General features: G+C 70.9%; 17 protein-coding genes. 8 read left to right on the top strand and 9 right to left on the bottom strand.

The features are described from left to right. Positions 1–112: 112 nt before the first annotated feature. A complete protein-coding gene (locus SCMU_RS16980; RefSeq protein WP_229230272.1) occupies positions 113–1,027 on the bottom strand; it encodes an aminodeoxychorismate lyase in 915 nt (304 codons plus the stop codon). A 39-nt stretch (positions 1,028–1,066) separates the two neighbouring features. Here SCMU_RS16980 and cls point away from each other — a divergent pair, with 39 nt between their 5' ends. Next, positions 1,067–2,524, top strand: a complete 1,458-nt coding sequence (gene cls / locus SCMU_RS16975) for a cardiolipin synthase (RefSeq protein WP_229230271.1) — start codon at positions 1,067–1,069, stop codon at positions 2,522–2,524. An 86-nt stretch (positions 2,525–2,610) separates the two neighbouring features. On the opposite strand, the gene SCMU_RS16970 is transcribed toward cls, so the two are convergent. From SCMU_RS16970 to SCMU_RS16950, 5 genes are all read right to left on the bottom strand, one after another. Beyond that, the gene (locus SCMU_RS16970) at positions 2,611–3,804 is read right to left on the bottom strand and encodes an FAD-dependent monooxygenase (RefSeq protein ID WP_229230270.1); all 1,194 of its coding nucleotides are present in this window, start codon (positions 3,802–3,804) and stop codon (positions 2,611–2,613) included. Positions 3,805–3,889: 85 nt separating this feature from the next. Then, on the bottom strand, positions 3,890–6,031 hold the full coding sequence (locus SCMU_RS16965) for a chorismate-binding protein (RefSeq protein WP_229230269.1): 2,142 nt from the start codon (positions 6,029–6,031) through the stop codon (positions 3,890–3,892). Positions 6,032–6,036: 5 nt separating this feature from the next. After that, positions 6,037–6,567 carry a low molecular weight protein-tyrosine-phosphatase gene (locus tag SCMU_RS16960; protein ID WP_229230268.1) on the bottom strand — a complete coding sequence of 177 codons (531 nt, stop codon included), beginning with the start codon at positions 6,565–6,567 and terminating at the stop codon, positions 6,037–6,039. A 45-nt stretch (positions 6,568–6,612) separates the two neighbouring features. Next, a complete protein-coding gene (locus SCMU_RS16955; protein WP_443020342.1) occupies positions 6,613–7,236 on the bottom strand; it encodes a LysE family transporter in 624 nt (207 codons plus the stop codon). A 75-nt stretch (positions 7,237–7,311) separates the two neighbouring features. After that, positions 7,312–8,142 (bottom strand): class I SAM-dependent methyltransferase, encoded by an 831-nt coding sequence (locus SCMU_RS16950; RefSeq protein WP_229230266.1) that lies wholly within the window; start codon positions 8,140–8,142, stop codon positions 7,312–7,314. A gap of 153 nt (positions 8,143–8,295) precedes the next feature. On the opposite strand from SCMU_RS16950, the gene SCMU_RS16945 reads away from it, so the two are divergent. Next, the gene (locus tag SCMU_RS16945; RefSeq protein ID WP_229230265.1) at positions 8,296–8,706 is read left to right on the top strand and encodes a hypothetical protein; all 411 of its coding nucleotides are present in this window, start codon (positions 8,296–8,298) and stop codon (positions 8,704–8,706) included. 112 nt (positions 8,707–8,818) lie between these two features. Continuing rightward, positions 8,819–10,261 (top strand): MFS transporter, encoded by a 1,443-nt coding sequence (locus tag SCMU_RS16940; protein ID WP_229230264.1) that lies wholly within the window; start codon positions 8,819–8,821, stop codon positions 10,259–10,261. On the opposite strand, the gene SCMU_RS16935 is transcribed toward SCMU_RS16940, so the two are convergent. After that, the gene (locus SCMU_RS16935; RefSeq protein ID WP_229230263.1) at positions 10,245–11,123 is read right to left on the bottom strand and encodes a fumarylacetoacetate hydrolase family protein; all 879 of its coding nucleotides are present in this window, start codon (positions 11,121–11,123) and stop codon (positions 10,245–10,247) included. The genes SCMU_RS16940 and SCMU_RS16935 overlap by 17 nt on opposite strands. A gap of 219 nt (positions 11,124–11,342) precedes the next feature. Here SCMU_RS16935 and dnaK point away from each other — a divergent pair, with 219 nt between their 5' ends. The 5 genes from dnaK (at position 11,343) to SCMU_RS16910 (ending at position 16,457) form a co-directional block, all read left to right on the top strand. Then, positions 11,343–13,217: a molecular chaperone DnaK gene (dnaK, locus tag SCMU_RS16930; protein WP_229230262.1), complete on the top strand. Its 1,875-nt coding sequence runs from the start codon at positions 11,343–11,345 to the stop codon at positions 13,215–13,217. A gap of 2 nt (positions 13,218–13,219) precedes the next feature. Beyond that, complete coding sequence (locus SCMU_RS16925; RefSeq protein ID WP_229230261.1) at positions 13,220–13,897, top strand: nucleotide exchange factor GrpE; 678 nt, start codon at positions 13,220–13,222, stop codon at positions 13,895–13,897. 188 nt (positions 13,898–14,085) lie between these two features. Then, positions 14,086–15,066, top strand: coding sequence for a DnaJ C-terminal domain-containing protein (locus tag SCMU_RS16920; RefSeq protein WP_229230260.1), 981 nt, complete (start codon positions 14,086–14,088; stop codon positions 15,064–15,066). Positions 15,067–15,069: 3 nt separating this feature from the next. Then, positions 15,070–15,489 (top strand): heat shock protein transcriptional repressor HspR, encoded by a 420-nt coding sequence (locus SCMU_RS16915; RefSeq protein ID WP_229230259.1) that lies wholly within the window; start codon positions 15,070–15,072, stop codon positions 15,487–15,489. A 128-nt stretch (positions 15,490–15,617) separates the two neighbouring features. Continuing rightward, complete coding sequence (locus SCMU_RS16910) at positions 15,618–16,457, top strand: DMP19 family protein (protein ID WP_229230258.1); 840 nt, start codon at positions 15,618–15,620, stop codon at positions 16,455–16,457. A 21-nt stretch (positions 16,458–16,478) separates the two neighbouring features. On the opposite strand, the gene SCMU_RS16905 is transcribed toward SCMU_RS16910, so the two are convergent. Both SCMU_RS16905 and SCMU_RS16900 read right to left on the bottom strand, forming a co-directional pair. Then, complete coding sequence (locus tag SCMU_RS16905; RefSeq protein ID WP_229230257.1) at positions 16,479–16,646, bottom strand: hypothetical protein; 168 nt, start codon at positions 16,644–16,646, stop codon at positions 16,479–16,481. A 127-nt stretch (positions 16,647–16,773) separates the two neighbouring features. After that, on the bottom strand, positions 16,774–17,358 hold the full coding sequence (locus SCMU_RS16900; protein WP_229230256.1) for a COG4315 family predicted lipoprotein: 585 nt from the start codon (positions 17,356–17,358) through the stop codon (positions 16,774–16,776). Positions 17,359–17,423: the final 65 nt, after the last annotated feature.

The raw sequence follows: 17,423 nt of genomic DNA, 5'->3' as shown, positions 1-17,423 counted from the left end.
CATCTGAGATCGAAGATACTCGGACTTCCAACTAAATTCCAGAGGTGGCCCGCTTCCGCCGAGGTCGGGTCGTGTGGGCGCGACAAGCGGAGCACCCGACCCGATCGCGACGTCAGTGGATCTTGTCGAACAGGGCCGCGAGCTCGTCCGTGAGGGCCTTCGCCAGAACCGGGTCGGCCCCGATCGGCTTGCCGTCCAGATGGTTCACGGGGGTCAGGAGGCGCACCGAGGAGATGAGCCACACGGCGTCGGCGTCGAACAGGTCGTCCGGGACGAGCGGCCCGTACCCGAGCTCCCAACCGGCCTCCTTGGCCGCGGCGAATAGGGCCCCCTGGGACGTGCCCGGGAGGATGCCGGAATCCAGGCGCGGGGTGACGAGCCTGCGGGCGGTGACCCGGCCGGCGTCGTCCGTCTCGGCGTGGGCGAGCAGCACGGTCGAGGTGGGCCCCTCGAGGACCTGGCCGTCCGAGGAGGTGAAGATGACGTCGTCGGCGCCATGGGAGTGCGCGTACCGCAGCGCGGCCATGTTCACCGCGTAGGAGAGCGTCTTGGCACCGAGGAGGAGCCACGGAGCGCGTTCGCCGAGGTCGGAGTCGTAGCCGCGGTCCAGGAGCAGGACGTCGATGCCCTCCTCGCGCTGGCGCTTCGCCGCCGGAGCGGGGGCGGAGGCGGCGACCCAGCACGTCGCCTCGTGCGCACCCTCGACGCCGCGCGTCGCCACGAGCTTCACGACCACTTCGGTGAGCGGCCCCACCGCCCGCTGGTACTCGTCCAGGGCCGTGACGATGGCCCGCTCCCACGCCTCGTGCCCGGGCACCTCGAGCTCGAGCACCGCGGCGGAGTGCTGCATGCGGGACAGGTGCGCGGGCAGCTTGCGGACGTGCCCGTCGAGGACGAGGAGCGTCTCGAACACCCCGTCGCCGCGTGTGGCCCCGAGATCGGTGGCGAAAAGCTGCGGCTTGGTGGCGTCCTCGATCCGTCCGTCGGGCAACGCGCGGTCGAGGAACACGAGAACGGTCTGAGTCATGGGGACAGCTTAGGCTGTGCCTCACCGTAGGCTGGGCCCATGCTCCTGCAGCTGCCGCTCATCGGGCTCCTGCCGAACTGGCTCACGTTCGTCCTCGGGATAGTGGACCTCGTGATCCGGGTGGTCATGCTCGGCGTCATCCCGGGCAACCGTCGGCCCACCACCGCGATGGCCTGGCTCCTCGCGATCTTCTTCGTGCCGACCGTCGGCCTCCTCCTGTTCCTCATGTTCGGCAACTTCCGCTTCTCCGGGAGGCGCCGCGAGCAGCAGCAGGAGGTGAGCGCCCGCGTCCGGGCGGCGCTCGCGGACTCGCACGACGTCGACACCGAGTTCGATGGCCCTGACTGGCTGCAGTCTGCGGCGCAGCTGAACCGGGGCCTCGGGTCGCTTCCGATGGTCAGCGGCAACCGCGTCCGCCTGATCCCCGGCTACGAGGACGCGATCGCCGAGATGACGGAGGCCGTCCGCAACGCCAAGCGGTTCGTCAATGCCGAGTTCTACATCGTCGCGTGGGACGACGTCACCGAAGGGCTGTTCACGGCACTCGCCGAGGCGGCCGAGCGGGGCGTCGAGGTCCGGTTCCTGTTCGACCACATCGGATCCCTCCGGATCCCCGGCTACCGCACGTTCCTCAAGCGGCTCGACGCGACGAAGATGCAGTGGCGGCGGATGCTGCCGGTCATGCCCGTGCACGGACAGTGGCGCCGCATGGACCTCCGCAACCACCGCAAGATCCTCGTGGTGGACGGCGAAGCGGCGTTCACGGGCTCGCTGAACCTCATCGAGCGCTCGTACCACCGCCGCGGCAACCGGAAGTGGGTCGAGCTCATGTCCAGGGTCGAGGGGCCGGCCGTCACGACACTCAATGTCGTCTTCGCCACCGACTGGCTCTCCGAGACGGACGAGATGCTCGAAGCGCAGCTCGTGGCACCCGAACCCGCCGGCGACGAGCCGGCCCAGGTCGTCCCGAGCGGCCCAGCGTTCGCGAACGAGAACAACCTGCGCCTGTTCAACACACTCATCTACTCGGCCCAGCAGCGCCTCTCCATCTGCAGCCCCTACTTCGTCCCCGACGACTCGCTGCTCTACGCGGTCACGACGGCCGCGCAGCGTGGGGTCGACGTCGAGCTGTTCGTCTCCGAGCAGGGGGACCAGTTCCTCGTGCACCACGCCCAGCAGTCCTACTACGACCAGCTCCTCGTCGCCGGGGTCAAGATCTACCGGTATCCCAAGCCGTACGTGCTCCACGCGAAGCACTTCACGGTCGACGACGACGTGGCCGTCCTCGGCTCCTCCAACATGGACATGCGCTCGTTCTCCCTCAACATGGAGGTCTCGCTCATGCTCCCGGGTGCGGAGATCGTCGACCAGATGCGCAAGGTCGAGGACATGTACCGCAACGTGAGCAAGCGCCTCGATCTGCACGAGTGGCGCAGCAGGCCGATGCTCAGCCGGTATGTGGACAACGTCGCGCGGCTCACGGCGACGCTGCAGTAGCGCGGGTGTGCCCAGCGCACGACGGCGCGTGCCCGCCTTGGTGGGGACGGCGCCGTCGTGCGCCGAGCGGTGTGCGACGCGGGACGCTACTTCGCGATCCTGCCCACGATGCTGCGGGCGACGATCCCGTCGATCACCGGCAGGTTCGACGCGCGGATGACCCACCGCCGCAGGAGCCGCGCGAGGGGCCCGGATGGGAGGAATGAGGCCGCCGCGCGCCGGCCGGACGCCTGTGCGGTGAGCACGAAGGGGCGCCAGCGGTCCTCGAACGCGGCGAGGGCAGCGGGGATCCCCTCGGGGCCGGCGACCGGTCCGAGCAGGTCGCCGAGGAGCGCGGCGCCGGCGATCGCGAGCGAGCCGCCCTGCCCGGCCAGGAGGGAGACCGCGCCGCACGCGTCGCCGACGAGGACCACGGGGGCAGCGCGGCGGTCCGCGGTGTGCCGGTGGGTCGTCTGCCAGTGGGGCATGACGATCTGTGCGACGACGTCGTCGTAGGGGTGCTCGGGGCACAGCTCGAGGAGCCGGTCCACGGTGGGCCCGAGGCCGGCGAAGCGCTCCCGCAGGCGGGCGCGGGCGTCCAGCAGGGTGGCCGGGGCAGCGTCGTGTGCGGCGCCGTCTGCCGTGTCACGGTAGACGAGGAATGCGGCGACCTCGTCGGTGCGGAGGCTGTATAGCCCGGCCATGCGGTCGATGCTGTCCGTGAGGATGAACCTGTTGTGGAAGCGCGCGTTGAGGATCGGCTCCGTGACGATGAATGCGGCGGCGCGCATCCCGAGAGGGCGGAGGAACTCCGGCTCCGGGCCGAACGCCTGCGCGCGGACCTCCGAGTGGATGCCGTCCGCCCCGATCACTACGTCGGCGTCCGCTGCGAAGGCCCGCACAGCGGCGTCCCCGACGCCCGCGCCGTAGCGGACCTCGACCCGGCCGGCGGGGACGTCGCGGAGCGCGTCGAGGGCCGCGAGTTCCATGTCGGGGCGGAGGAGGCTCAGGACCTTTCCCCCCGCGAGGTCGGCGAAGCGGCGGTAGCTCAGGCTCGACGTGACGCGGCCCTCGGGCGTGACGTACTGGGCCGCCTCGACCCGATACGATGCCGCCGCGAGCCGAGGGTACAGGCCGATCCGCTCCGAGGCCTCCACGCCCGGGCCGAAGAAGTCCATCATGTACCCGTCCTTGCGCGGGCCCGGCGACCGCTCGATGACCTCGACCTCCCAGCCGGCCAGGCCCAGCTGCCGGGCGGTGACCAGGCCGGCGATCCCGGCGCCCACGACGATGGCCTTCATGCCATCCATCTAAGGGTCGCCTCGTGGGGGTCACAAGAGGTGACTCCCAGGACGTGACTTCCAAAGGCTTCGGCCGGCTCGCGGGTCAGCCCGGGAACTCGGCACCGAGCGTGCTGAGGACCGCGAAGGCCTTGGTGCGGATCTCCTCGTACTCGTCGGCCGGGTCAGAGTCGGCCACGACGGCGCCGCCCACTCCCAGCGTGAGGCGGGTGGCGCCGTCGTGCGCGCCGCCGAGCCGCTCGACGACCAATGTGCGGATCACCACGGAGAGGTCCGCGGCTCCCGTGCGGGAGAAGTAGCCGATCACGCCCGAGTAGACGCCGCGCGGGCCGGCCTCGAGGCGGTCGAGGATGCCCATCGTGCTGATCTTCGGCGCGCCCGTCATGGAACCCGGTGGGAACGCCGCCGCGATGGCCTCCGCGCGGGAGGCACCGGGCCGGAGACGCGCGTCGATGGTGCTCACGAGCTGGTGGACGGTCGCGTACGTCTCGACCGCGAAGAGGCGCGAGACGCGCACCGACCCCGGGACTGCGTGGTGGCTGAGGTCGTTGCGGAGCAGGTCCACGATCATCAGGTTCTCCGCGCGGTCCTTGGGGTTCGCGGCGAGCTCGGCGCGCGTTCGCTCGTCGGCGAGTGCGGCGTGAGTGGGGGACGCGGTGGGGGACCGGCGGCGGGTGCCCTTGATGGGCTCGGCGCGGAGGGCGCCGTCCGCCGTGAGGGACAGGAACCGCTCCGGGGACGTGCTCGCGATCTGGAGGCCGCCGAAACGCGCGAACGCCGCGAACGGCGCCGGGCTGCGGCGGCGCAGGGCGCGGTAGATCTCAAGGGGCTCGACGCCGGGCTGGCCGGGCGGATGCGGGACCGTCGCCTCCAGGGTGGTCGTGAGGCAGACCTCGTACGTATTGCCCTCGGTGATCTCCGCCTGGGCCGCGCGGACCTTGTCCATGTATGCGGCGGCGGAGTCCCGGGCCGTGAAGGCCGGCTCCGGCGCGGAGGCCGGGCCCTGTGACGCCGGGGTCTGGTCCTGTGTGCACTCATCGACGGCTGTGGACGCGGCGTCGAGCCACGCCCCGGCATCCGGCGCGTCGAGGGCGAGAAGCCAGGCCTCGCCGAGCGCATGGTCGAGGACGACGGCGCGTGCCGCGTAGAGGAGCTGGGCGTCGGGCAGCCCGGGGTCGGCGTCCGATCCGCCGCACTCCCTCTTGAGCTCGTACCCGAGATAGCCGAGCCAGCCGAGCGCGAATCCGCACTCCAGGCCCGGGACGGCCGGCGTCTGGCCGTGCCCCCATTCGGAGTCGAGCCAGCGGAAGAACGGCGCGTCGAAGCGCACGTTCACCGGGGCGTCGGTCGCGGGGCCCTCGATGACCTCGGTCAGGCCCCGACGATGGGACATCCGGCGGCCGAGCTCGCCGCCGTCGTCGGCCATGATGCTGAACCGATTCCGCCGGATGACCTCGGCGTCAGGGGGCCAGACTTCGGCGTCAGGGGCCCCGGCCTCGGCGTCGGAGGAGTCGAGCCACACGGCGTGCCCGGAGCCGCCGAACAGCTCGCCGAAGAGCCGTTCGGGATCCGGCACCCCCCGCATCCTGCGCACGACGGCGCCCGCGGACTCCCGCCCGGACCGCTCGGGCGCGAGGAACTCGCGAAGCTGCGGCAGCTCGGCGAGCGCGCTGAGCACCCGGGCCGTGAGCCCGTCTGGCCTGTCCGGGCCCGCGAGGGAGGCGACGGTGACGGCGGCGGCCGAGGCGGCGTCGTCGTGCGCGAGCCACGCCTCCTCCTGCGCTGCCCAGCGGTCCCAATGCGGCGCGTAGACGTCGCCGTCGCGGGCGAGGGCGCGGCGTTTGCGCTCCTCGGCCGGCGCCTCGACCCACACGAGCGCGTCGGACAGTGCGCGCAGGGGGCCCGCGCCCGCGCCGACGCCCTCGACGAGCACGACGTCGGCGGGCTGGGTCACCCGCTCCGGCCCCTCCGCGCCGGCCGCCCAGTCCCACGCGCGCCACCGGGCCGGCTTGCCCTGGGACAGCGCCGCAAGGACCTGCTCGGCGCAGCGGCGGATCCCCTCTCCGAGGCCGTCCCACCCCGGGTAGAGGTCCTCGAGGTGCACGAGGGCCACCGTGCGGTGCTCACGCAGCGCGGCGGCCAGCTCGACGGCGAGGGACGTCTTGCCGGCCCCCGAGCGGCCATCGATCGCGACGACGACCGGCCGGGGCCCGCTTCCGCCGGCCACGCGGCTCACGCGTCGGCGGGGAGCCCGCACGCAGCGAGTTCACGCCGCACGTGGGCCACGATCCCGGGCACAGAGGCGGCAATGAGCTTCCACGTCGCCTCGAAGTCGCTCTGGTCGCCGAACCAAGGGTCCTCGATCCCCTGGTCGAGGTGGTCGAGATGGGCGACGGTGGGGTCGAACTCCCGCATCATCCGCACCTTGTGCTCGGTCCCGGCGGGGGCGTGCTCGCGCAGGTGGCCATAGTGGTCCACATCGAGGGCAAGGATGAGCTCACGCTCGAGGTACCACACGGGCTCGAACTGCCGTGCGGTGTGGAGCTGGGGGCGCAGGCCGTGCCCGTCGAGGACGCGGGCGGCGCGGGGGTCGATCGGCCTGCCGATCTCCCACCCCGTGGTGCCCGCGGAGTCGACCACGGTGCTGTCGCCGAGGCCCGCAGCGCGCAGCGCATCGGCAAGCATGAACTCGGCCATGGGCGAGCGGCAGATGTTCCCGGTGCAGACCGTGATGATCCGATAGGGGCTCGCCGTCGAGTTCATGCGACTAAGCATAGGGTCCCGATACAGCGGCGCACGCATCGCCGGTCACACAACGGCGAGGAGCACTCCGACGCCCACGAACAGGACGCCGAACACCCGGTTCACGACCCGCTGGCCGTGCTCGCTCTGGGTGAAGCGCTGGAAGCTCTTCGCGGCGAGGGCGAAGAAGAACCACATGACCAGGATGTCCACGACCACGATCGTCGCGCCGATCACGAGGTACTGGCTCCACAGAGGCAGGTCGGGGCGCACGAACCCCGGGATGAACGCGAGGAAGAAGACGATCGCCTTCGGGTTGAGCAGGTTGACCCACAGCCCGCGCTGGAACATGGACCACGCCGGCTCGTTGGCCAGTGCCGCGACGGCCTCGTGCGAGGTGTCCGGCTTGCTGATGAACTGCCGGATGCCCAGGTACACGAGGTAGGCGGCGCCGAGGTAGCGGATCACGTTGAACGCCACCGGCGAGCTCGCCACCAGCACGCCGAGCCCCGCCGCCACGATGGCGAGGTGCACCACGAGCGCCGCCTGCTGCCCCAGCACGCCCCAGATGGCACGCCGGAACCCCGAGGTGAGCGAGTTGCTCATCGTGTTGATGGCGCCGGCGCCGGGGGTGAAGCTGATCAGCAGGCAGGCGCCCACGAGGGCGCCCCAGACAGAGATGGGCACCAGACAAGCCTAGGGCCACGAGGCTCGCCTCGAGGTCTCGATGCCCGCGGCCGCGGCGAACGCCGGGGCCGCCGGGCCTTAGGCCCGGGCGATGATCTCGCCGTTGGGGATGAGGAACCAGCCGTCGGCCGACGAGCCCCACCGGTGCCACCCTGCGGCGATCCGGTCGAGGTCGGCCCGCTCGGCGAACCCGTACTCGAGCGACTGTTCCGCGAACGCCGAATGCAGCACCCGCTCGCTCCATACGCGGGCCTGCCAGGCGCGCTGCTGCGGCGTCGCGTACAGCCAGTTGCTGGACGTGGGCGCCACGTCCGTGAAGCCTGCCTCCTGCATCCAGCTCACGAGCCGCCGCCCGGCGTCGGGCTCGGCGCCGTTGTGCCGGGCGATGCGCTGGTAGAGGTCCATCCACTCGTCCAGCTCGGGGAGCTCGGGGTACCAGCTCATCCCGTGGAAGTCGGCATCGCGCACGGCGACGATGCCGCCGGGCTTGGCCACGCGGCGCATCTCCCGGAGCGCCGCGACGGGGTCCGTGAGGTGCTGGAGGACCTGGTGGGCGTGCACCACGTCGAAGGACTCGTCCTCGAGGTCGAGGTCGTAGACGTTCCCCGCCGCGAAGGACGCGTTCGTGACGCCGCGCTCCTCCGCGAGGGCGCGCGCCTGGGCCACGATGTCCTCGGACCGGTCGAGCCCCAGCACGGTACCCGGGTCCACGAGCCGGGCAAAGTCGCACGTGATGCTCCCGGGCCCGCAGCCCACGTCGAGCACGGCCAGGCCCGGGTTGAGGTGGGGGACGAGGAACGCGGCCGAGTTCTCGGCAGTGCGTGCGGCGTGCGCCTGCACGACGCTCTCGTGGTGGCCGTGCGTGTAGACGTCGTCGGGGGTCTGGGCGGTGCTGTCCGGGGCATCCATGTCTCAACGTTACCGAAGCGATCACACACCCCTGTGAGGTTGGCTACGAAAGCCCGCAAAGCGTCGGAACAGCACCCGCCCGGTCCGTAGACTGGGAGCGAATCATATACGACTTTGAGGGCCGATGGTGCCCCTCGTCAGAGAGGAGCACGCATGTCCCTGATCCAGAACCCGCACACCACCGGTGGTATCCGTCGTCGCGGCCGCATGCGCCTGGGCGAGGACATCCTCCTGGCCCGACACGGCCACAACATCGCAAGCATGCGCCTCGACCGGCGCGCCGACCGTATGGTCGCCACGCTGCGCGACGGCAGCATCGACTGCGCGTCGAACCGCATCCTCGCCACCGCGCCGTCGCCTCTGGCACGCCTCAGCGCTCAGGTCCAGGCCGTCCGTGAGGACAAGGCCGAGGTGAGCCGCGCCGAGATCCGGACCCTCGCGAAGTTCAGTGCCGTCTGGCTGCTCATCAGCCTCATCTTCACGGTCGGCATCGTGGCCCTGGCCGCCGTCACCCCGGCCAGCGCGGACGTGCTCAACCAGTCGATGATGTACCCGTCCTTCTGATCCTCACCGGATCCTCGCCGGGCGCGCGCGTGTGACGCGCGCGCCTGACCCACAGCCCCGCGGCGCACGACGGCGCCGCGTCGCCTCGTGCGCGCGGCGCTAGGCTTGGCCGGTGACTCCCCGTGCCTCCGATGGACCCGCGACGGCCTCCGCCTGGAACCCCCGCCTCGCGCTCCTCGTGGCCGCGACCTACTTCATGGAGTTCCTCGACGGGACGGCCCTGGCCACGGCGCTCCCGGCCATCGGCTCCGACTTCGGCGTGGCCCCGGCGGACGTCAACATCACGATGACGGCCTACCTGATCACGGTGGCCATGGGCATCCCGGTCAGCTCATGGCTCGCCGAGCGCTTCGGCGCACGCCGGGTCTTCATGGCCGCGATCCTCGTCTTCACCCTCGCCTCGCTCGCGTGCGCGCTGAGCCCGGGGCTCGCGGCCCTCACCGTGTTCCGCGCGGTGCAGGGCTTCGGCGGGGCGATGATGGTCCCCGTGGGCTCGCTCGTGGTGCTGCGCGGCACCCCGAAGGAGGAGCTGCTGAGGGCCACCGCGTTCCTCGTCTGGCCCGGGCTCCTCGCCCCCGTCCTCGCGCCCCTCGTGGGCGGGGCGCTCACCCAGTTCCTCTCGTGGCACTGGATCTTCCTCGTCAACCTGCCGCTCGGCGCGGCCGCGCTCGTCGCCGCCGCCCGGCTCGTCCCCTCGGGCGGGGCGGATCCCGGCAGACGGCTCGACTGGCCCGGCCTGGGACTCACCACGCTGGGAGTCGCGGGCGCCGTCGTCGGCCTCGAACTGCTCGGGCACAGCGGCGGCGACTCCACGTGGGGCGTCGCCGTCCTCGCGGCCGGCGCCGCGGCGCTCGCGGGCGCGGTCTCGTGGATGCGCCGCGCCCAGCACCCCCTGTTCGACTTCCGGGTGCTGGGCGTGCGCACGTTCCGCGCGAACCAGACCGGCGGCTTCATCTACCGCCTCACCATCTCCGCCGTGCCGTTCATGCTCCCGCTCATGCTGCAGGACGGCTTCGGCTGGGACCCGGTCCACGCGGGGATCATGGTCGCGGCCGTGTTCGTGGGCAACATCGGCATCAAGCCCGCCACGACTCCTCTCATCCGCAGGCTGGGCTTCAAGCCCGTGCTCGTCAGCGCCGCCTCCGCCTCCGCGGCCATCTTCGCCGTGTGCGCCCTCGCAACGCCCGAGTGGCCCGACGCCGTGCTGTTCGGGGTCCTCATCCTCTCGGGCGTGTTCCGCTCGATCGGCTTCTCCGCGTACATGACCCTCCAGTACGCCGACGTCGGCGCGGACCAGCTGCCCAGCGCGAACGCGATCTCGAACACCTTCGTCCAGCTCGGGAACGCGCTCGGAGTCGCGGTGGGGGCGCTCCTGATTCGTCTCGCCGGGTCGGCGATGCACGACGGCGGCCTGATCGCCTCGGGCGATCCGGCCGCCGCGGCGGCACCCTACCGCGTGGCGTTCGCGGCGATCGCCGTGCTCATGCTGATCTCCGTCGCCGACAGCGCGCTGCTCCCGCGGCGCGCCGGGACCCGAGTCAGCGGGCGGGGCTGACCGATCCGCCCGTGAGGACGTGGCGCTGGCGGCCGAGGCCCTCGACCTCGACCTCGACCGTGTCGCCCTCGGCCAGGAACGGGAACCGGCCGGACATGCCCACGCCGGCCGGCGTCCCGGTGATGATCACGTCCCCGGCCTCGAGCAGCATGAACCGGCTCACGTGCTGCACGATCTGGGCGGGGGTGAAGATGAGGTCAGAGGTCCTGCCGTCCTGACGCGGCTCGCCGTTGACCCAGCTGCGCACCCGCAGCGCGCCCGGATCGAGATCGCGGGCCGGCACGAGCCACGGGCCCAGGGGCGTGGAGCCGGGGGAGGACTTGCCCTTGGTCCACTGGCCCGCCCCGCCGCCCATCTGCCAGGTCCGCTCGGAGAGATCGTTGGCCACGGTGAAGCCCGCGATGCAGGCCTCGGCCTCGGGCGGCGAGGCGAGCTGGTGCGCATCGCGGCCGATGACGATCGCGAGCTCGGCCTCCCAGTCGTACTCGGCGCTCCCGGCGGGGATCGGCGCGGGGTCGAATGGGCCGGCGAGCGTGCTCGTGGGCTTGAGGAACACGACGGGCGCCTCCGGCAGTGCCGCGCCGGCCTCGGCGGCGTGGTCGGCGTAGTTCAGCCCGATGCCGATGACGGCGCGGGGCCGCGCCACCGGCATCCCGACGCGGACCCCGGCGGTCTCGATGGCGGGGAGCTCCCCGGCGGCGAGGGCTGCGCGGACCCTGGCGGCGCCGTCGTGCGCGAGGAAGGCGCCGTCAATGTCTGCGGTGAGGGGGTGCAGGCTGTAGGCCCGCTCGGTGCCGTCGGGCGATTCGGCCAGGACGGCGGGCTGTTCGGCGCCGGGCGCGCCCAGTCTCAGGAACTTCATCGGTCCTCCACTCCGCATTGCGGAAATAAATTTTCGTTGTTTGAAATGGTATCCCAGAGTTGGTCTCGAGTGAACTTGAGTCGACCGCGCTCAAGTTCATTTGACATCGCGGCGCCGATGCGTAAAGTTGAGTGCAGACCGCTCAACTTGATCGGGCTTCTTGCAGGCCCGTCGATCCGGGCGATTTCACGTAAGACCAGCAACCAGCAGGAGGAACCTATGTCCCGTGCAGTCGGCATCGACCTGGGCACCACCAACTCCGTCGTCTCCGTTCTCGAGGGCGGCGAGCCGACCGTCATCGCGAACGCCGAAGGCGGCCGCACGACCCCGTCCGTCGTCGCGTTCTCCAAGACCGGCGAGGTGCTGGTCGGCGAGATCGCCAAGCGCCAGGCCGTCAACAACATCGACCGCACCATCGCCTCGGTGAAGCGCCACATGGGCACCGACTGGTCGATCGCGATCGACGACAAGAAGTACACGCCGCAGGAGATCTCCGCGCGCATCCTCATGAAGCTCAAGAACGACGCCGAGTCGTACCTGGGCGAGAAGGTCACCGACGCGGTCATCACCGTCCCGGCCTACTTCAACGACGCCGAGCGCCAGGCCACCAAGGAGGCCGGCGAGATCGCGGGCATGAACGTGCTCCGCATCATCAACGAGCCCACCGCCGCGGCCCTTGCGTACGGCCTCGACAAGGGCAAGGAGGACGAGCTGATCCTCGTCTTCGACCTCGGCGGCGGCACCTTCGACGTCTCGCTCCTCGAGGTCGGCAAGGACGAGGACGGCTTCTCCACCATCCAGGTCCGCGCCACCGCCGGCGACAACCGCCTGGGCGGCGACGACTGGGACCAGCGGGTCGTCGAGTACCTCCTGAACCAGCTCAAGGTCAAGGGCATCGACCTCTCCAAGGACAAGATCGCCCTCCAGCGCCTCCGCGAGGCCGCCGAGCAGGCCAAGAAGGAGCTGTCCTCCTCGACCAGCACGAACATCTCGCTCCAGTACCTCTCCGTCACCCCCGACGGCCCGGTCCACCTCGACGAGGCGCTCTCCCGCGCCAAGTTCCAGGACCTCACCAAGGACCTGCTCGAGCGCACCAAGAAGCCGTTCCACGACGTGATCTCCGAGGCGGGCATCAAGGTCGCCGATATCGACCACGTGGTCCTCGTCGGCGGCTCGACCCGCATGCCGGCCGTCTCCGAGCTCGTCAAGGAGCTCACGGGCGGCAAGGAGCCGAACAAGGGCGTGAACCCGGACGAGGTCGTGGCCGTCGGCGCCGCGCTCCAGGCCGGTGTCCTCAAGGGCGAGCGCAAGGACGTCCTCCTCATCGACGTCACCCCGCTCTCCCTCGGCATCGAGACCAAGGGCGGCGTGATGACCAAGCTCATCGAGCGCAACACCGCCATCCCGACCAAGCGCTCCGAGACGTTCACCACGGCGGACGACAACCAGCCGTCCGTGTCCATCCAGGTGTTCCAGGGCGAGCGCGAGTTCACCCGCGACAACAAGCCGCTGGGCACGTTCGAGCTCACCGGCATCGCGCCGGCCCCGCGCGGCATCCCGCAGATCGAGGTCACGTTCGACATCGACGCCAACGGCATCGTGCACGTGTCCGCGAAGGACAAGGGCACCGGCAAGGAGCAGTCGATGACGATCTCGGGCGGCACCGCGCTGTCCAAGGACGACATCGAGCGCATGGTCGCCGACGCCGAGGCCCACGCGGCCGAGGACAAGAAGCGCCGCGAGGCCGCCGACCGCCGCAACTCCGCCGAGCAGCTCGCCTACTCGACGGACAAGCTCATCGCCGACAACTCCGACAAGCTGCCCGAGGAGGTCAAGACCGAGGTCCAGGCCGACGTCGACGCCCTCAAGAAGGCGCTGGAGGGGTCTGACAACGACGAGGAGGTGAAGACCGCCTTCGAGAAGCTGCAGCACTCCCAGACCAAGCTCGGCGAGGCGATCTACTCGCAGCAGCAGGCCGGGGCAGCGGGCGACGGCGCGCAGGCCGGTACGCACGACGCCGGCACGGCGTCCGGCGCCAACGCGGACGAGGACATCGTCGATGCGGAGATCGTGGACGAGGACGAGAAGAAGTAACCATGGCTTCTCACTCAGACCAGAACCACAACGAACCCGAGCGCGAGCGCGACGGCGAGCGTCCTGAACCGGTAATCCGGGACAACCGCAAGGTCGACCCGGTCACGGGTCAGGCCCGCCACACCGACGAGGCAGGCGCGGCGCACCCCGAGCACGAGGACATGCGTCCCGTCGACGAGCCCCACGACGCCGACGACGCCCTCGCGCAGGCCGAGCAGATCCTCCGGGAAGCTGCCGGCGAGGAGGAGGGCGCCGGACTGGCCGTGGTCGTCAAGGAACTCCGCGACGACCTGCAGCGGCTCCAGGCCGAGTACGTCAACTACCGCAAGCGCGTGGACCGCGACCGTGCGGTGGCGGGGGAGGCCGCCGTGTTCGGCGTCCTGAGCTCGCTGCTGCCGGTGGTCGACGACCTCGACGCCGCCCGCGCCCACGGTGACCTCACGGACGGGCCGTTCGCGGCGATTGCCGCGAAGCTCGAGTCGGTCCTCACGAGCCAGGGGCTCCAGCGGATCGACCAGACGGGTGTCGAGTTCGACCCGAACGTCCACGAGGCGCTCATCCAGCAACCCGGCGAGGGCATCGAGGTGGACACCGTCCAGCAGGTGCTGCGCGTGGGCTACAAGACCGAGGCGCGCCTCCTTCGGGCGGCCCAGGTCATCGTGGCGACGCCGCAGGGCTGACCCGCCTCACCTTCGCCGGGGGCGATGCGGGGGCCCCGCCCCTTCGGGCGGTGGCCTGCGTCTTGCGACGCAGGCCACCGCCCGAAGGCAGGCCCGATGCCACTCCCGGGCCCCCGCATCGCGCCGGCTTGGCTGTCGGCTCACAAGCATCGGCGTAACTTAGTTTTGTAGAGAGAGAAGGAGCGTTCGTGGCAAGTCAGGATTGGGTGGAGAAGGACTTCTACGCCATTCTCGGCGTGTCCAAGGACGCCTCCGAGGCCGACATCAAGAAGGCCTATCGCAAGCTCGCCCGCAAGTACCACCCCGACCAGAACCCGGGGAATGCCGAGGCCGAGAAGAAGTTCAAGGACATCACCGAGGCCAACTCCGTCCTGTCCGACCCCGAGGAGCGCCAGCAGTACGATGCTATCCGTGCCATGGGCGGTGCCCGGTTCTCCGCGGGCGGACCGGGCGGCGGCGCCGGCGCCGCGGGGTTCGAGGACCTCTTCGGCGGCCTGTTCGGCGGCGGCGCGGGCCGCCACTCGCGCGGCTTCAGCACCGGCAACCTCCCGCCCGAGTTCGCCGACCTCTTCGGGGGCGGCGGCGGATTCAGCGGCGGCTTCCAGGCACCGCCCCAGAAGGGCGCCGACCGCCAGGCGACGACCACCATCTCCTTCGCCGGCTCGATCCGCGGCACAACCGTGGGCCTGCGCGAGCAGAGCGGCGAGGTCATCGACGTCCGCATCCCCGCCGGCATCCGCGACGGCCAGAAGGTCCGCGTCCGCGGCAAGGGCGGCCCCGGCTCGGCCGGCCCCGGCGACCTCATGGTCACGGTCCACGTCAAGCCGCACGGCTTCTTCACCCGCGACGGCGACAACCTCCGCATCCACGTGCCCGTCAGCTTCGACGAGGCGGCCCTCGGCGCCCAGATCGAGGTGCCGACAGTGGACGGCACGACCGTCAAGATGAAGGTGCCCGCCGGCACGAGCTCCGGACGGACCCTGCGTGTGAAGGGCAAGGGCGTCACGACGTCCAAGGGGGCCGGCGATCTGCTGGTGACGGTCGACGTCGTCGTGCCCCAGAACCTCTCCAAGGAGGCCGAGGACGCCGTCAGGGCCTTCGCCGCGGCGACCTCGAAGAACGGCCAGTCGGACCCGCGCGCACACCTCGCGGAGAAAGCGAGGCTCTAGGCCATGGCCATCGACCCGTACGCGCCGATCTTCGTGATCTCCGTGGCGGCCGAGCTGGCCGAGATGCACCCGCAGACCCTGCGCCAGTACGACCGTCTGGGGATCGTCTCGCCGTCGCGCCAGGGTGGGCGGCAGCGGCGCTACTCGCAGCGCGACGTCGAGATGCTCCGCGAGGTCCAGCGCCTCTCGAAGGATGGCGTCTCGCTCGAGGGCATCAGGCGCATCCTGGACCTCGAGAACCAGGTCGCCGCCCTGCGCTCCCGCGTCACTGAGCTGCAGGCGGAGCTCGCCAACACGCAGCGCGGCGCGGACCCGCGGCGCGTCTTCGCGGCCGGAATCGCGGGGGATGTCGTCACCCTCGCGCGCGGGCAGCGGCCCGAGCAACGGTCCCAGGCGCTCGTGGTCTGGCGCCCCAAGCACTGACCGGGGCCGAACGCGACCACCAGAAGCTCGCCCAAGGTTCGCCCAGCGTTCACCGGCCGTGGACGCCGGGCCGCGGCGCGCCGTCGTACGTTCGAGGGGTGAGTGACCGCACGAGCGAGGAGCCCCGCATGAGCACCAGCCAGCACCCCGTTGTCCTTCCCGCCGAAGCCCTGCACGCGGGCGACGAGGCGGTCGTCGATGCGAACGTCGACGTTGTCAACGCGATGTACGAGGAGCTGCTCGACGAGCGCGAGATCGCCGTGAACGCACTGCGCAGCTACTTCGTTGACTTCTACCTGACGCAGATGCTCGACGGCGGGTTTGCCCAGTACGTCTTCACCGCGGGGGACCGCCGGCGCACGGACGGGCTCATCCGGGACGGGCTGCGCGAGATGGGCGCGCCCCAGCACGCGACGCTCTTCGACGAGCTCACCTCCGCGTTCGACGGACTCTCCGCGGACGACGTCGAGGCGTACCTCGACGGCGAGGACGGGACCTCCCCGGCCGTGGCCGCGCTCGAGGAGCTCGACGAGCGCTTCGAGGCGCTCCAGGACGAACAGGACCTCGTGGCGCTCAACGCCGCGTGGCTCCGCGGCCAGGAGGGCCTCCTCGCTCTCGACGACGACGGGATCGAGGACGAGATCGCCCGGCGGGTTGGCCTCATCGAGGACCTCGAGGAGCGCCGTGCAGCCGCCCGGGCCGAAGACTTCGCGGACATGCCCGAGTTCGAGCTCGTGATCCGCGAGCTGTGCGACGTGGCCGGCCACGAGCTGACCGCGATCACGATGGGCGACCCGAACTACATGCACGACGGCGTCAGGACCCTCGCGTGGCGCTTCACGACCGATCAGGGCGAGTACCTCATGGTCGAGGAGGACGACGAGGCCTACATGATCGATCCCGAGGACGGGAGGGTGCTCGCCGCAGTCGAGTTCGAGGAGCTCGACGAGAGCGAGCCGGCCCTCTGACGGACGTCTCGCGCGGCCCCATCACCCCCCGTACTGCGGGCACGCCTCGTTCGAACAGCCCTTGTCGCGGGGGATCCACTTGTCCCCGTCCTGCTGCCACACAATGTGCCGGTGCTGGCCGCACAGGTCGCACGCCGGCGCGACGAAGCTGTGCTTCTCTTCTTCCGTATAGGTGCGGAAGTCTGACATGGTTCCTCCTCCACCGCGGGGTTTTTCCACACTACTCCCGGACCTGCGTGTTACGGGAGAGCGCGCCCGCGGGGAGTTGGGACACGACGATGTGCACGGCGCAGCCAGTCGCGCCGTGCACGTCGCCCTACTTGAGCGCGGTGGTGATCATCGTCCCGTCCGCGCCGATCACGTACCAGACGCTTGCCACGCCCTGGCCGTTGGCCTGCCCCGGTGCCGTGTCCTTCTGGTAGAAGTAGATCGGCATCCCGTTGAGCGTGACCTGGCTCTTGCCGTCCGCGGTCTTGATGCTGCCGACCTTCGCCGTGACGCCCTGGAGCGTCGGCGCGTCAGCGGAGGTGACGGCCGGCCACAGCGTCGCGCAGCCCCCCGTGCACGCGCTCACGGTCGCCCCTGCGTTGTCGCGGGTGTAGTAGTAGACCACCTTGCCCTGACCGTCCACCACGATGGTCTGCCCGCCGATGGTGGCCGTCTTCAGCGTTTCGCTCGTCCCCGACTGGGCGGAGCCGCCCGAGCTTGCCGACGCGGACCCGCTCGCGGCCGAGCCGCCCGCGCCGTAGCCCATGTTGTCCGAGCCGGATGCTGCGCTCGACGAGGACGTGGTCCCGCCGGACGACGCGGCACCGCTGCTCGTGCTGCTGCCGCACCCCGCGAGAGCGAGGGCGGGGATCGCCCAGGCCGCGGCCATCCACAAGGCTGCTCGCTTGTTCATGGTTCGCCTTCCTGTTGTGCGGCGGTGGGCCCACCGCTGCCCACACACACGCCATCGGGAGGAAA

Origin of the sequence: Sinomonas cyclohexanicum (assembly GCF_020886775.1) — a bacterium.
GTDB classification, from domain to species: domain Bacteria; phylum Actinomycetota; class Actinomycetes; order Actinomycetales; family Micrococcaceae; genus Sinomonas; species Sinomonas cyclohexanicum.
Note: the sequence above shows the minus strand (reverse complement) of the source record. Positions and strands in the feature narration are given on the sequence as shown.